The 14,715-nt window shown below is 70.2% G+C and carries 16 protein-coding genes; 3 read left to right on the forward strand and 13 right to left on the reverse strand.

Annotated features, from left to right (window positions below; genetic code table 11):
• The coding region (locus tag AB0J09_RS35775; protein WP_360700789.1) for a sialidase family protein at positions 1–1,035 on the forward strand (1,035 nt) is incomplete at its 5' end.
• 130 nt (positions 1,036–1,165) lie between these two features.
• Here AB0J09_RS35775 and AB0J09_RS35780 read toward each other — a convergent pair.
• Entirely contained in the window at positions 1,166–2,098 is a 933-nt protein-coding gene (locus AB0J09_RS35780) for a dihydrodipicolinate synthase family protein (RefSeq protein WP_360700792.1), read from the reverse strand.
• A gap of 183 nt (positions 2,099–2,281) precedes the next feature.
• On the opposite strand from AB0J09_RS35780, the gene AB0J09_RS35785 reads away from it, so the two are divergent.
• A complete protein-coding gene (locus AB0J09_RS35785; RefSeq protein WP_360700795.1) occupies positions 2,282–2,968 on the forward strand; it encodes an FCD domain-containing protein in 687 nt (228 codons plus the stop codon).
• Positions 2,969–3,002: 34 nt separating this feature from the next.
• Here AB0J09_RS35785 and AB0J09_RS35790 read toward each other — a convergent pair whose 3' ends face one another.
• The 10 genes from AB0J09_RS35790 to AB0J09_RS35835 form a co-directional block, all read right to left on the reverse strand.
• Positions 3,003–3,329, reverse strand: coding sequence for a transcriptional regulator (locus AB0J09_RS35790; protein ID WP_360700797.1), 327 nt, complete (start codon positions 3,327–3,329; stop codon positions 3,003–3,005).
• On the reverse strand, positions 3,326–3,778 hold the full coding sequence (locus AB0J09_RS35795; RefSeq protein WP_360700800.1) for a hypothetical protein: 453 nt from the start codon (positions 3,776–3,778) through the stop codon (positions 3,326–3,328). Before AB0J09_RS35795 ends, AB0J09_RS35790 begins: the two co-directional genes overlap by 4 nt.
• A 181-nt stretch (positions 3,779–3,959) precedes the next feature.
• Positions 3,960–4,262: a four-helix bundle copper-binding protein gene (locus AB0J09_RS35800; protein WP_360700803.1), complete on the reverse strand. Its 303-nt coding sequence runs from the start codon at positions 4,260–4,262 to the stop codon at positions 3,960–3,962.
• 205 nt (positions 4,263–4,467) lie between these two features.
• A complete protein-coding gene (locus AB0J09_RS35805; protein WP_360700806.1) occupies positions 4,468–5,385 on the reverse strand; it encodes an ABC transporter substrate-binding protein in 918 nt (305 codons plus the stop codon).
• A complete protein-coding gene (locus AB0J09_RS35810) occupies positions 5,385–6,557 on the reverse strand; it encodes an LLM class flavin-dependent oxidoreductase (protein WP_360700809.1) in 1,173 nt (390 codons plus the stop codon). The genes AB0J09_RS35805 and AB0J09_RS35810 overlap by 1 nt, the downstream gene beginning before the upstream one ends.
• Positions 6,547–7,608, reverse strand: coding sequence for an LLM class flavin-dependent oxidoreductase (locus AB0J09_RS35815; RefSeq protein WP_360700812.1), 1,062 nt, complete (start codon positions 7,606–7,608; stop codon positions 6,547–6,549). Before AB0J09_RS35815 ends, AB0J09_RS35810 begins: the two co-directional genes overlap by 11 nt.
• Positions 7,608–8,705, reverse strand: coding sequence for an ABC transporter substrate-binding protein (locus AB0J09_RS35820; RefSeq protein WP_360700815.1), 1,098 nt, complete (start codon positions 8,703–8,705; stop codon positions 7,608–7,610). The genes AB0J09_RS35815 and AB0J09_RS35820 overlap by 1 nt, the downstream gene beginning before the upstream one ends.
• Before the next feature lie 59 nt (positions 8,706–8,764).
• Positions 8,765–9,502, reverse strand: a complete 738-nt coding sequence (locus tag AB0J09_RS35825) for an ABC transporter ATP-binding protein (RefSeq protein WP_360700818.1) — start codon at positions 9,500–9,502, stop codon at positions 8,765–8,767.
• 13 nt (positions 9,503–9,515) lie between these two features.
• A complete protein-coding gene (locus AB0J09_RS35830) occupies positions 9,516–10,259 on the reverse strand; it encodes an ABC transporter permease (RefSeq protein WP_360700821.1) in 744 nt (247 codons plus the stop codon).
• A 146-nt stretch (positions 10,260–10,405) separates the two neighbouring features.
• Positions 10,406–11,443: an NrtA/SsuA/CpmA family ABC transporter substrate-binding protein gene (locus AB0J09_RS35835; protein ID WP_360700824.1), complete on the reverse strand. Its 1,038-nt coding sequence runs from the start codon at positions 11,441–11,443 to the stop codon at positions 10,406–10,408.
• 515 nt (positions 11,444–11,958) lie between these two features.
• Between AB0J09_RS35835 and AB0J09_RS35840 the strand changes: the two genes are divergently transcribed.
• Complete coding sequence (locus tag AB0J09_RS35840) at positions 11,959–12,600, forward strand: peptide deformylase (protein WP_360700827.1); 642 nt, start codon at positions 11,959–11,961, stop codon at positions 12,598–12,600.
• Between the two features lie 186 nt (positions 12,601–12,786).
• On the opposite strand, the gene AB0J09_RS35845 is transcribed toward AB0J09_RS35840, so the two are convergent.
• Both AB0J09_RS35845 and AB0J09_RS35850 read right to left on the reverse strand, forming a co-directional pair.
• Positions 12,787–13,935 carry a thiopeptide maturation pyridine synthase gene (locus AB0J09_RS35845; RefSeq protein WP_360700830.1) on the reverse strand — a complete coding sequence of 383 codons (1,149 nt, stop codon included), beginning with the start codon at positions 13,933–13,935 and terminating at the stop codon, positions 12,787–12,789.
• A partial coding sequence (locus AB0J09_RS35850) for a lantibiotic dehydratase C-terminal domain-containing protein (RefSeq protein ID WP_360700833.1) occupies positions 13,923–14,715 on the reverse strand: 793 nt, incomplete at its 5' end. The genes AB0J09_RS35850 and AB0J09_RS35845, both read right to left, overlap by 13 nt.

Below are 14,715 nucleotides of genomic sequence, written 5' to 3' on the forward strand. Positions count from 1 at the left end.
GGCGAGACGTGGGACGCGCCGTTCCGCACCATGCCGGCGCTGGCGACGACCGACGTTCAGGCGTCGCTGCTGCGGTTCAGCGAAGAGCGCATCCTCTTCTCCTCGCCGATGCACCCGGGTGCCCGGGAAGCGATGGGGATCAGGTCGTCCTACGACGAGGGGCGCCGCTTCGAGACCTGGGACGAGGGCAAGGTCTTCTACTGGGGGCCGTCGGCGTACTCGGACATGGTGCGTCTGGACGGCGACGAGGCGGCCCTGATGTACGAGGCCGGCAACATCACGCCGTACGAGCAGATCCGGTTCGCGCGGTTCAACGAGGCCTACCTGGAGACGCCGAACGGCACCCCGCCTGGCATCCCCGGACCCCCGGCGCCCGGCCCGACGACGCCGGACGAGTCGCCGTACCGCAACGCGGCGTATGTCCGCGGTGGTGCGCAGACCACCGACGGGCGGTTCGGCAACGGGCTGGCCCTGGACCGGGTGGACGACCGGGTGGAGGTGGCGTTCAACGAATCCATCGACCTCGGCGCGAAGGACTTCACGCTGACCTCCTGGATCCGGTACTCGGAGCAGGCCGGCGCGCACACGATCCTCTGGTTCCACCGGGTGAACCGGGGCACCAACCCGCCGGCGCTGTGGCTGCGGGCCGAACCGGCCAGCAACCGCATCCGGGCGGTCCTCACCGTCGACCGGTTCAACGTGACCGTACAGTCGCCGAGCGCGTACAACGACGGGCAGTGGCACTTCGTGGTGCTCCAGCGGGTAGGCGGCGAGCTCCGGCTCCTGGTAGACGGTGTACAGGTCTCGTCGGCGGCGGCGCCGGCCGGTTCGCTGACCCTCGGCAAGGAGTTCGGGCTCCAGGGAATCCACATCGGACAGCGGCTGGACGGTGTGGACCGCTTCCGCGGGACGCTGGACGAGGTACGCGTCTACCGGCGCGCCCTCACCGACGCCGAGCTGGACCTGATCCGACAGAGGAACCTCCCGATCGGCGGTCGGCTTGGGCTGCGGTTGCCGTTCGATCACGTCAGCTAAGGGGACACGAATCGCTTGGCGATGGCGCTCGCGGGTCCCGGTGGGCGTCATCGCCGCGCTTTGACGGTATCTGATTGCCGGTCATGGATTACCGGGCAGCGAAGGACGTCCTACGTCCCGTGGGTGCCCGCTACTCCCCCGGGAAGAGCTCGGGCAGTTGTGCCCGGGCCAGTGGCCTGAGCCGTACGGCGAGCGAGGCGTCGACCGAGTCGTACGGCCACCTGACCCGAGTGCCGATGTCGGCCCAATCGCCGAGGTGGGCCAGGAATTTGTCCAGCGCGGCGTTGGCGTACCCGCTGCGCTGGAGCGGCTGGACATGCGCGGCGAAGAACTCGCGGATCCGTTGCTCCACATCGAGCGCGGCATCGGGTTGAGCGACCATCATCCGCTGCCATGCCATGGCGCCGGCCGGGTTGAGGGCGGCGATATTCGAGTAGGAGCCGGCTGCACCGTGCCGCCGTCCGGTCGCCAGGTCGTGGCCGGCGACGAAGACGGCGAGGCCGGCCGCGTGGCGCTCCATCTCCGCGTACCACCGCGCGTCACCGCCGGCCACCTTGATCCCGATGACCGCGGGAACCTCGCGGCGGATCACCGGATACAGGTCGGCCGGCACCTGCGTCTTGGCGTGCGGCGGGTTGTACAGCACGAGCGGCACCGGGTCGGCGGCGGCCGCGACGCGGGCCAGGAAGCGCACCACCTCGCGGCGCGACAGCGGCAACCAGTCCGGCAGCGTCACCTGGATCGCACCGGGACGGAGCGCCCGCGCGCGGGCCACCCGGGCCAGGCAGGTCTGCGCGCTCATGTGACTGGCGCCGATCTGGAACGGCAGCCCGTGCCGTTCGCACTGCTCGGCCAGCAGCGCGTTGACGCGGTCGTACTCGTCCTCGCCGAGCGCGTGGAACTCGCCCGCGGTGCCGTGCGCGTACAGGCCGTCGAGCCCCACGGCGACGAGCACGTCCAGCGCCGCCTCAAGGCGTGCCCAGTCGATCGACTCGTCGTCCCGGATGGGCAGCAGGACCGTACCCCAGGTGCCGCCAAGCGCCCCCGGCGTCAATGTCTCCACGACGCCCCGCTATCCGATAGGTACACATAGGACATCCTATGTCCATAAACAAGCGTGCGAACAAGCCATGTTCGTCCGATGGGCCATCTATGTCGTCGGCGTAAACTTTCCTGCCCCGGCTGGCCTTCCGGGACCGGGAGGTGGGATGTTTGACGCAAGGTCTTCGACGAGCCTGGAGGTGGCATGCCTACACGTGACGGCGCGTCGCTTCAAGAGCGCATCGTCGCCCTGATCCACGAGCGCGGACTGGCCCCCGGGTCACCGATGCCGACCGAAGTGCAATTGATGGAGCTGCTCGGGGCGAGCCGCAACAGCGTCCGCGAGGCCGTGCGGGCCCTGCGGGCGTTGGGCATCGTCGAGATCCGGCACGGTCATGGGACGTTCGTCGGGCACGCGTCGCTCGACGCACTGACCCCGTCGTTTGCCTTCCGGGTGCGTTCGGGGCCGGGCGGGATCCGCGCGCTGAACGATCTGGTCGAGGTCCGCGAGCTGCTCGAGACCGGGCTGATCGGCCAGGTGGCCCAGAGCACCAGCGCCCCCCGGCTCGCCGCGTTGGACGCCCTGGCCAATGGCATGGATCGGGACCGGGAAGCCGATCGGGCGTTCCACGCGCTGCTGTACGAGTCGTGCGGCAACGAACTGGTGCTGCAGCTGATCGGCCTGTTCTGGGACGTCTACCACGAGGTCGAGCCGACGCTCGGCCCGCCGGAGGAACGGACCGCGGAGATCGCCGTCAACCACCGCCGGATCGTGGCGGCGCTTCGCGCCCGGGACGCCGAGGCCGCCCGGGAGGCGATGCGGCTGCACTTCCGCGACGTGAAAGCGCGCATCGCGCGGGCGGAGGCCCAGCCTGCAGGCACGCAACTATGACCGCGGCCCCATGACAGGCCCGCCGCGGGGGCGTCTAGCGCGGATGGACGCTGGCTGTGGAAGCCGACGGTGCCCGGCTGACCAGTTGTCGCAGGGCCTCGACGTGGCCGTCGAAGGCTGTCCGGCCTTGCGGGGTCAGCATGACCAAGGTGCGGCGCCGGCGGCCGGCGCCTTCCTTGCGGACCTCCGCGTACCCGGCCTCGGTGAGGGTCGAGACCTGTTTGGAGAGCGCGGAGTCGGTGAGTTCGAGGCTCTCCTTGAGGAAGCTGAACTCGGCCCACTCGGTTGCCGCGAGGAGCGCCATCAGGCCCAGTCGGGTCGGCGGATGGATCAGCTCATCGAAGCCGGGTGGCGTGGTCACGCCGTCGCCCGGTGCAGCAACGCCCGGTACAGTGGTCCGGCGGCCGCGATGAGGGCGGCGAGTATCGCGCCCATGAAGGTGTAGCGGAGCGGGATGTCTATCCGCTCGACCAGCCACATCCCAGCGAAGGCGAGGGCACCGGCGGCGAGCGCGACGCCGCCGAGGACGGCCCAGAATCGGCCGGTCAGCTGGGATTGGTGCATGACCGCTTTGCTGCGGCGGCCGGCGCGGGTGAAGCAGGCCAGGGCGGCGACCAGGGCGACGCCAAGGAGGCTCAGCTTCAGGGCTGAGGGCACGGGAAGATCCAGTGCCGCGAAGCCGGCGATCATCGCGAGCATGCCAGTGGCGTCCCAGCCGCGGTGTCGGCCGCGGGATGCGCCGTCGATGACCTGGTTACGGCGCTTGGCGATCTCCGTGAGGCTGGCTTGGGCGTCCTCGGCGTGGCTCATTCTGATTCCTCCGCAGTTTGACTTGCCTGGCAGGAAAGTTAACACATCACTTTCCTGCCAGGCAAGTCAAACCACCGCTCAGAGCCGTCGCGACGGCGCTTTGACGCGGTACAGGGTCCCAGCCGATGCCTTTCGCGATGATCGGAAAAGGCACCGGCCGGGACTCGGTTGGGCAGGCCTCTCAGGCCGGCATGGCCGCCATGGCCTTGCACGCGTCGGCACAGGCCTTGCACTTCTCGGCACAGCGCTTCATCGTCGAGTCCTCGCTCATGGCCATGCACGCCTCGGCGCACTTGGTGGCCACCTGGGCACACATCCGGGCCATCTCCATCGCCATCGGGGACTGGCGCATCATCATGTCCGCGCACAGGCGGGTGATGTCGGAACAGTCCATGAGCGCGCCCATCATCGCCATGTCGACATGGCGGCCACCCTGCTTCAGGCAGTAGCTCATGGTCTGCTCGCAGGAGCTGTGACTCTCCATGCATGCGTCGATGCATCGCTGCATCTCAGGACTCAGCTGTCCCTCAGCTCGCATTGTTCCTCCCCTATCGACGACCGCTCCCATGCCGGGCCGCGGTCTTAAGGTCGGATACCCCAATTCGGACAGAAAGGACGGAAAAGGTCGGAAGCTTTGGCGCACGATGACAGGTTCGTTGAGACCGGGGGCCTGGTACGCCACCCGTGCGTTACGGAACCCGAGCCGCTTCCACCAGTCGGGCGATCTCGGGGAGAACGGCCTCGGCTACGGTGATCTTCCGGTCGATCAGGCCGCTGGCGTGGAAGAGATCTGCGGCGCGCTGCTGCTCGGCGACGAAGTCCTCGCTGACGGGGTGCAGCCCGAACGGACGGTGGCGCAGGGCATGTTCCCAGGCGTCGACATCCCCGCCGTCGTCCGCGGCGAACAACTCCGCCGCGGCCCGGTAGTTCTGCTGGATCCAGGCGTCGGACTCCTGGAGGGCGGCGACAATGGCGGCGAGCTCTTCGGGGTGCCGCTCGGCGAAGTCACGGCGGGTGAACCAGAGCGAGCGGTGGCTGAACAGTCCGTCCGTGGCGACGAGGTCCCGGGTGGTGGCTTCCTGCTCGACGCGGGTGAGGGCCGGGTATGAACCGACCCATGCGTCCACTGCGCGGTCCAGGAACAGCTGGGCGGCGTCCCCGTACGCGTCGACCGGCTCGATGTCCTTCCACGTCAGCCCTGCCCGGTCGAGGGCGAACAGCAGGAGCGTGGTCTGCCAGGAGCCATGCCCGAGCGCGACCCGCTTGCCCTTGAGATCCGCCGGCGAGTTGATCGGGGAGTCTTCGTGCACGACCAGCCGGCCGTTCTCATGACGCGAGCCGGAGATCGCAACGTACACGATGTCGTGCCCCTTGCCCTGCGCGGTGACCGGAGGTGTGGAGCCGGTGCCGATGAAGTCGTAACCGCCGTCGAAAAGACGGTCACCGTGCACGGAGGGGAGCCCCTCGGTCGGGGCGGGACGGTCACCCTGCGGGAGGCTGCGCAGGTCCACCCACTCCACCTCGGGCAGGGAACGCTCCAGAATGCCCCGGTGCCGCAGCACCCAGAGCGAGTTGTTGTTGGGGAAGTAACCGACGCGAACGCTCATCAGATGGATCCTTTCGTTACCGGTACCGGGGACTGCGAGGAGTTCTGGCGGATGTCGTGACCGCGGAGCAGCGGAAGCACCTCTTCGCCGACGCGGTACGCCTCTTCGAGATGTGGCACCCCGGCGAGGATGAAGGCGTCGACGCCGATGCCGATCAGCTCGTCGAGCCGCTCGGCGACCTGCTGGTAACTGCCGACGAGTCCGAACGCGGGACCGCCGCGGAGCAGGTGGAAGCCACCCCAGACGTTGGGCGACACCTCCAGTTCCCGGTAGTCGCGTACCGGCCAGGAGACGAACGACTGGCTGCGCAGCCACCCGACGGAGTCGCCGTCCGCGCTGCGCAGCGCCGCCGGGTCGACGTGTACCCAGCCGCGCCGGATCTCGTCCCATGCCGCCTGCTCGGTCTCGCGGGCGAGCACGTCGATGCGTACGGCGAACTTCGGAGCCCGCCCGATCGCGGTGCTGTGCTCGCGAACCTGGGCGAACTTGGCCGCCAACGCGGGGAAGGGCTCGAGCCACGACAGGTAGTAATCAGCGTGCCGGCCCGCCGCCTCGATCGCGGCCTTGGACGAGCCGGAGAAGTAGATCTCCGGGAAGGGCTGCCGCGCGAGCGGCTCGGGCAGCCCCGCCCCCTCGACCTGGTAGAAGCGGCCCTGGTAATCGAACGGGCCACCGCTCCATACGCCCTTGAGCACGTCGAGGAACTCCGAGGTACGGGCGTACCGGTCATCGTGGTCGACCCGGTCGCCCCACCACAGCTGGGCGGGACCGCCACCGCCCGAGATGATGTTGTAGACGACCCGCCCGCCGGTCGCCCGCTGCAGGCTCGCCGACATCCGAGCCGCCTGCACCGGATGGAGGAAGCCCGGCTGGTAGGCGATCATGAAACGGTAGGTGGTGGTCTCGCGGGCCAGGGCCGCGGCCGCGGCCCACGGATCGTCGGTGAAGGGGAACGACGGCAGCAGGCCGCCGACGAACCCGGAGCTTTCCGAGGCCCTGGCGACATCGGCCATGTGCTCGACGTAGGAGTACCCGTCGCGGCGGCCGTTTCGCACCCCGGGAGTGAGGCTGCCCGGCACTACCGGCGCCCACTCCCCTCGGCTGGACACCCGGCGCCGCAGCGACTGCTGGTCACCGTGGGTGCCGATCCGCCAGTAGATGTCAATGGGCATGCTCGATCTCCTTAGCGAACAGCGGCAGCAGCCGCTCGCCCAGCCGGTAGGTTTCCTCGATGTGCGGCCGCGATTCCAGGACGAAGGTGGTGACACCCTGGTCGAGGTAGCCGCGGAGTCCGGCTGCGACGGTTTCGTACGAGCCGACCAGGCCGAACGGGCCGGAATCGGCGATCTGGCCGAACCCTCCCCACAGGCGGGTACGCGGGTCCGGGTCGGGCAAGCCCTCCCCCACGCCGCCGGCGAGGTCCCACAACCGGCGGGCCTCCGCCCACGCCTCGTCGTCGTCATCCCGTGCCAGGACGGGAAGCCGCAGGCCGTACTCGACGGGACGCCCTTCCTGCGCCGACTGTGCGGCCAGTTCGCCGATGCCGGTCTCGACGTCCTGGTCCGCGGTGAACAGGTGCACGTCGGCGTGGCGTGCCGAGAGTGCCAGCGCCTCCGGCGAGGTGCCGGTCAGGTAGAGGCGAGGGAACGGCAGGCCCGAGTTCGGTGACTGGAAGCCACCCGCGAGCACCTGGTAGAAGCGACCCTCGTACGTGTAGCCCTCCTCGTGCCACACGCCCTTGGCCACGGTGAGGAACTCCTCGGCCCGCGCGTATCGGTCCGCGCCCCGAAGGAAGTCCCCCTGCGATCGTGCGACGGCCGGGTCGAGATCGACGTCGAGCTGCCAGCCGAGCCGGTTGTCGGTGAACCGCTGGAGGGAGGCGGAGAACTTGGCCGCGTAGACGGGTGTGGCGATCCCGGGGTGGAACCCGGCCACGACACGCAGGTGACGACTCTGTCTGAGCAGGCCGGCGGCGACCACCAAGGACTCCTCACCGGCGGGATCGAACGGCACCAACGCTCCGCCGATCGCCGCTGTCTCCGCGGCCCGGCCGATCTGGGCGAGGTGGTCGAACGGGCCGAGGGCGCCGGGCCGCAGATCGGTGACGAACGGGGGTAGGGGGCGGCGTGCGCCGGGCTGCCACTCCCCTCGGTCCCGCCGCAGTGGGTCACGCCCGTCGCCCTGGGTCGGCACCGTGACCAGGAAGTCCGGGTACGCCGCCATCACGCCACCGCCCCAGCGGGCCGGACCGGCGCAGCGGTTGAGGAGTCGCTCTGTACCGGGCCCTGCTGACCGCTCTGCGCCGCCGAGGTGTCGAGACGCTCGCGGGCCAATGCGAGTGGTTCGCGGGCAACCCACGCGTCGAGGTCCACGTCAGCGTCGAGGAAGCCGTGTACCAGCAGGAAGTCTTTCTGGATGCGCAGCAGGTCCAGCCGCTCCCGCGACAGGTCAGGGTGGAGCGAGTGGTGGAAGTCGCCCCGGTAGGCGGTGGCCACGGCGTCCGCCCCGGACCGCGTCTCGCCGGCGAGGATCTCGCGTACCCGGTCGAGGTTGTCCCGCGCCCAGTCGGCCGCGCGCAGCGTCTGGGTCAGGAACCCGATGACCAGATCGGGGTGCTCGTCCAGGAGCCGTTCGTGCACGGTGATCGGCCTGGGGGTGCCGTTGTTCACTCTGGTACGGCGGTCGGGGTGCGCATCCAGGTCGGCGGCGACGACGGCCCCGATCTCCTTGGCCTGCTCCGCGGCTCGGGCCCCCTTGGCGTACACGGCGTCCACCTCGCCGCGGGCCAACTCGGCGATGCCCGGCCAGGAGAACGCCCGGACGCCCGCGTCCCGGCCGACCGACGGGCTGGACTGCGCAGTCACCTCCACGAACGTGACGTCGTCGAGGGTCAGCCCGCCCTGCGACAGTGCGCCCTTGATCCCGTGCAGGGCCATTGCGCGGGGGAAACTCTTGGCCCGGGTCTCGGCCCACGCGGGTAGCGCGACCCGCGCACCGGCCAAGTCCGCGGCGCCGAGGATGCCGGAGCCGGCCCGGACCAGGATGGACTGCCACTCCTCGATCCAGGTCAGTCCGATCAGCCGGGTCGGGGCGCCCGCCGACCGGGCCGCCAGCGCGGGCACGTTGCCGCCCTCCCTGAACAGCCCCAGAAGCTGGTGATCGAAATGGTGCTTGGCCAGCTCCGGTCCCGCGTCCTGAAGGATGCCGACGTCCAGTCCGGCCACCTGGAACTCCTCCGCCAGCCAGCCCTGGTTGTGTGCGAGGCCGCTGGCAGTGGGGACAGGGCAGCGGGTGTACCAGATCTTGTCTATGGATGACATGAGACTCCTACGTCTACGTCGAAGCGATGCGAGGTGAATCCGGGAACGACGTCCGGGGGCTAGTGAGAGGCCGGGACGACGCCCAGGTGGCTCAGGAACAGCCGGCGGTAGTCGACGAACGAAGGGCTGTTGCGGTCCCGGGGGTGGGGCAGGCCGATCGTCTGGTCGACGGCCAGCGTCCCGTCCCGCAACACTGCGACCCGGTCCGCCAGCCGTACGGCCTCATCCACGTCGTGCGTGACGAGGACGACCGCCGGACGGTGCCGGGCGCAGAGCTCCGCGACCAACTCCTGCATCTGGAGCCGGGTCAGCGCGTCCAGCGCGGCGAACGGCTCGTCGAGCAGGAGCACCTCCGGATCGCGGACCAGGGCTCTGGCGAGGGCCACCCGCTGCGCCTCTCCGCCGGAGAGGGTCGCCGGCCAGGCCCCGCCGTACCCGTCCAGCCCGACCTCGGCCAGAGCCCGGCGCCCCGGGTCCCGGGCGGCGGCCGGAAGTCCGAGGGTGACGTTGGCGAGCACCTTTCTGGCCGGGATGAGCCGGGGTTCCTGGTAGACCGTCGTACGGCGGCGGGCCGCCAACACGGTGCCGGCGTCTGGGACTTCCAGGCCCGCCAGGATGCGGAGGAGGGTGGTCTTCCCGGTGCCGCTCGGGCCGAGGAGGGCGAAGAACTCGCCCTTGCGGATCTCCAGGTCGACCCCGGACAGCACGCTCTTCGCGCCGAAGGCCTTGTGCAGCCCGCTGATCTGTACGGCCAGGTCGTCGTCGGCGTGCTGCTTGCCGATCGTCGGCTCGGTCATCGCGACCTCCCACTCATCGGGCGACCACGTGCCGGCGCCAGGGCATGGCCAGACGCTCCGCCAGCCGGATCGCACCGTCGAAGATCAGTCCGAGGCCGGCGTAGATGAGGATGCAGAGCACCATGTAATCGGGCCTGAAGTACTGCTGGGCCAGCGTGACCAGGTAGCCGATGCCCTCGGTCGCTCCGATCTGCTCGGCCGCGATCAGTCCGGTGAGTGAGACCGACAGGCAGATGCGCAGCGCCATCAGGATGTTGGGCAGCGCGCTCGGAATGATGACACCGAGCGCCAGCCGATGACCGCGCAGGCCGAAGCCACGCGCCGCCTCGACGACCTTGCGGTCTACGTTCCTGACGCCGAGGTAGGTGTAGGTGTACATCGGGATGGCCGCCGACACCGCGACCAGGACGATCTTGAAAGTCTCGTTGACCCCGAACCAGGAGATGAACAGCGGGACGAGAGCGAGAAACGGAACAGCCCGCATCATCTGCATGGTCGGATCGACCAGTTCCTCGCCCAGTGCCGAGATTCCGGCGGCGGCACCGAGCAGCAGGCCGATCCCGCCGCCGACGAGCACGCCCAGCCCGGCCCGATGCGCGGAGGCGAGCAGGTAGTCGGTGAGCTGGCCGGTCGCGATCAGCTCGCGCAAGGCGCCGACGACGGAGGACGGGGCGGCCAGCACGTCCGGTGGGATGCGTCCGCTGCTCGACCCGTACCACCAGGCGATGAGCAGCAGCAGCGGCACGCTGATACGCACGCCCGCCGACAGCACCGGAGCGCGACGCCTGCTACCGAGATACCTGGGGGTCTCCAGAGCGGAGGCGCCGGCATCGGGCGGACTTCCAAGGCCCCGCCGTCCTTCTGTCACAACTGACTTGTGCACCTTCTCCATGGTCATGGCCGTCACCCGGCCGAAGCCGGCGACGGTGATCCCGCTGCCGCCTTCAGGTCGAAGAGAACGTTCGCCGGGTCGGCGGCCGCGGACACCACGCCGTACTTACGGAACAGGTCGGCCACCTGCTGGAGGTTGGCGCCGTCGTCCTTGGTGGCGTAGCGAGGGATGTTCGCGTACCTGGCCGTGGCGATGTTCTGCGCCAGTCGCGCGCCGCTCACAGCTGTCGGTCCCTGATCGAGGAACACGTTCTCGAACTTCTCCGGCGTCTTCTTGGCCTCCTCGGTCAACTCCTGCAGGACCTGGAGATAGACGCGGACCGCCTCGGGGTGCTGTTCGAGCAGTTCGCTGCGCGCGGCGAGAATGCTCAGGTCCTTGTCGTCCAGATCGCGTCCATGCACGATCACCCGGGCGCCCTTGGCCACTGCCTCGGGGTAGGCCTTGACGATCGCCCACCAGGCGTCCACCTTGCCCGTCGCAAAGGCCGCGGCCCCCTGGTCGGGGTTGAGGTAGACGCGCTTGACCTGGTCGACCGGAACCCCGGCCTTCTCCAGGGCGACCAGCAGCAGATACTCGCCCTTGCCGCCCTTGTTCACCGCGACCTGCTTGCCGACCAGGTCCTTCACGGACTTGATCGGGCTGTCGGGCCGTACTACCAGCCCATCGGTCTGCGGCGCGGCCGGATCGGTGATCGGGTCGGTGACCGAGAAGATCTTGATGTCCGGACTGTTCGCCAGGTAGCCGACGGCTGGCGAGATGGCGCCCGCGAGGACGTTCACCGATCCCGAGCGCACCGCGTCGATGGTCGCAGTGAAGGAGGCGTAGGAGCCGCCCCACTCGACAGACGCGCCGACAGCCTCGAGCCGTTTCTCCAGGATGCCTTCACGTTTGGCGTAGGCGAGAGGCCCGGCGTTGCCCGGATCCTGCAACTTGAGCACCGCTCCCGCCCCAGCGGAGGACGAGGATCCGCCACCAGCAGCGGACGAAGTGCCGCAGGCGGCGGTCAGGCCGAAGAGCGAGACGGCCAAGGCCAGGACCGCGACATGCACGCGCCGACGAGATTTCCACATGACGATGACGAGCCCCTAACAGTGGGATGAAGCGACAAGCGAAACCGGCGGCGTGCGGCCACCGGACACGATGAGGTGCCCTTGATCTGGGGCGACCGGAGACATCTCCAGCGCGGCGATGCGCGAGAGGAATCACCGCGCACTAACAGAGGCTGCTGTCCACGTACATGAAGTCGATCACGCGGCGGGCGGCCAGGATTACATTTGGCACATTACCTATATTTCAAGTAGGTAATGTGGAAGTCAAGGAATGTCTCACGATGTGAGATGTGGATGGCGCCTGTCACGACCAGGGAGCACCTGGCCGCGTGAGCAGGTCCGCGACCGGCCTCGCTCCGTTCCAGGACGTGCGGGTGCCGGTGGCGGCGCCGTGATCCGGCACGCGCGTGCTCTATCGTCTGTTGAGCGACTGCTGCCCGAAAGGACCCCTTGCGCATGGAACACCGGTACGCCGTCGGCGACGGCCCGCGCTCGAGCGCGGCGGGAGGCCCGCGGTGAGCGGCGGCGAGGAACTGGCCGAGCGGGTGCACGCCCTGCTGGCGGCGCCCCGGCCCTGGTCCATCACCCAGGTCGGCGACCCCGTGCTGCGCCGCCCGGCCGAGCCGTACGACGGCCAGCTCCCCGACGGCCTGCTGCGCGAGCTGCTCGACGGAATGTTCCGGCACTTGCCGGGCGTCGGGGTGGGGCTGGCCGCGCCGCAGATCGGCATCCCGCTGGCGCTGGCCGTCATCGAGGACCCCGCCGATGTGCCGCCGGAGATCGCCGCGGAGCGGGAGCGCGTGCCCCAGCCGCCGCTGGAACTCGTCAACCCCGTCGTCACTCCCCTGGGGTCCCGGTACCACGCGTTCTACGAGGGATGCCTGAGCGTCGAGGGACTGACCGCCGTCGTCCCGCGCCACGCCCGGGTCCGGCTGTCGGCCTCCGATGGGGGCGGGCGCGCGTACGACGTGGAGTTGTCCGGCTGGCCGGCGCGGATCGCCCAGCACGAGACCGACCACCTCAACGGCGTCCTGTACCTCGACCGCGCCGAGCCACGCTCACTGTCGACCACCGGCAACTACGAGCGCTTCTGGGCTCCGGCCCAGCACGTTCGAGCTGACGGCGACATACCCCGGCCGGCGCCGTCTGCGGGGTGATGCGCCGGCGTGCCCGGCGAGTTCACCTTCTCACCCAACGGCGCGCAGGACGTCGTCGCGTACGGCGACCGCCTCGACTCCGGTGAGACGCTCCGGACACGCCCACCGTGACCATCACGCCCGACACCGCCGGTCCTCACACGCTTGTCAGGGCGGGCACGACGCCGTGGTGCGGCGGGACCCGTGTCACCCGGCGACTGAGGGGCGGCCGGCGAACCGGCGCAGTGTGTCCAGCCCCGACAGGCCGTAGACGTCCTCCACCGCGTCGGCCAGCAGGTGGCAGGTCCTGAACCGGTCGAGCGGGGTGAGCCCGAGCCGGGTCAGGTGCAGGTACGTGTAGTTGAGCAGCACCCGATAGCGCAGGAAGGCCGGGTCGGTGAAGATCGCCTCATGGTAGGCGGGGTTCTCGAAGACCAGGCGTTGCAGCTCGTTCGGCTCGCGGTGCGGCGCGGGCGGGTCGCCGGGCCGCACCCGGAACGCCTCGCCCGGCTCGGTCATCGGCTGGACCAGCCGGCCGTCGTCCAACAGCGCTCCGGCCCGCCGCCGGTACTGCTCCAGCAGCACCGCCCACTCCCGTACGAACGGTACGGGCGGGGCGGCGGGGTCGTCCAGGGCGGCGACGACGTCCCGCACGCGCTCCGTCATCGCCGCGCGCCGTTCCCGGAAGCTCTCCTCGAAAGACGCGCGGACGCCCTCCGGGTCGGCCGCCCACGTGATGAATCCCTCCGCGTGCATCCGGTACGACAGGTAGCTGTGGTTGATGCGCTGCGAGGTGTGCGCGACGGTCAGCATGAGGCTCAGCGCCAGCCCGACCTTGCTGTCGCGGCCCGCGCGCACGTGCTCCAGCATGCCGAACAGCAGCGGGGTGGCATCGGCGTAGAACGCGGTGAGCAGGTCCACCGCCTCGTCGCTGCCGAGCACGTGCCGGCGCGAGTCGTACGGCGCGTCGTGGATGGAGTTGTCCGGCGGCCACGGCGTGAGCGGCCCGCGCTCCTGCTCCCGCACTGCGAGCAGGCGGTGCCTGGCCAGGCTCGCGGCCGGGTCGAGCGCGGCCGTCGAGGGGTGCTCGCGCAGGTAGGCGCCGACCACCTCGTCCACACGCGGGCGCACGACCTGCTCCCAGACAGCCGGCGCCGCCTTGACGTTGATCCGCAGGTGCGGGCCCTGCCGCCAGTGGCGCAGTACGTACGCCGCCTCCACCTGGCCGCCCAGTCCGTCGAGCAGCGGCCGTACGGCGTCCAGCAGCAGGCCGTCCTTGTCCGGCGCGTGGTAGTAGACGTGCACGCAATGCCAGGTGGGAGTGTCGGATACGGGCGAGCCGGTCAGGGGGACCACCTCCGGGAGTCGGCGAGGCCGGCGACGGCGCGGGCCGCCAGGAACGACATGTGCTGCTCGATCCCGGCGCGCAGACCCAGCCGGTTGTGGAACAGGTGGACGCAGCGCATCAGGATCAGGGACACCGTGCGCCGCTCCGGCGGCGCGGCCAGGGCGAGGAACGCGTGCGGCGAGCCCGAGTCGAGCGGCGCGCACCGGCCGGCGGCGTGCAGGGTGTCGAGGTCGTCACGCAGCACGCGCAGCGACGACGCCCACGTGGCCAGCAGGCCGCCGCCGGACTCAGACGCGTCCCACAACTTGCGCGTCTGGGCGAGCAGGGCGTTCTTACGGCGCCGCCAATCTTCCTCACTCGCCGAACCGCTCCCGGCCCCCCGCGCCTCGCGGGCGGCCGTGGCCAGGCGGTGGGCGGCGGCGAGCAGGTCCGGCTCGCACACGGCGGCCGCGACGGTCAGCGCGGCCAGTCCGATCGCCGCGCGCCGGCCCATCTCCGTCCCGGCGCCCAGCACGTCCAGCGCGAGCCGGCTCGACACCGCGAAGTGCCGTTCGGCGGCGGCCACGCAGGCGGCGTCGCCGTACGCCTCGTACTCGGGCCGGTAGCCGATGAACGCCACCGAGCCGGCGGGGTGCAGCCGCTCGTCGTAGCACGTACGTCGCTCGCCCTCGGCCATGGCGGCGGCGAAGGCGCGGTAGGCCGCCGCGTCGACCGAAGGAGACGGGTGCGCGGCGAAGTGGGTCGCCGCCCGCTCGCGCACCAGGTCCCGGACGCGCGGCACTCGCGCC

Origin of the sequence: Nonomuraea sp. NPDC049784, from assembly GCF_040659615.1 — a bacterium.
Taxonomy (GTDB): domain Bacteria; phylum Actinomycetota; class Actinomycetes; order Streptosporangiales; family Streptosporangiaceae; genus Nonomuraea.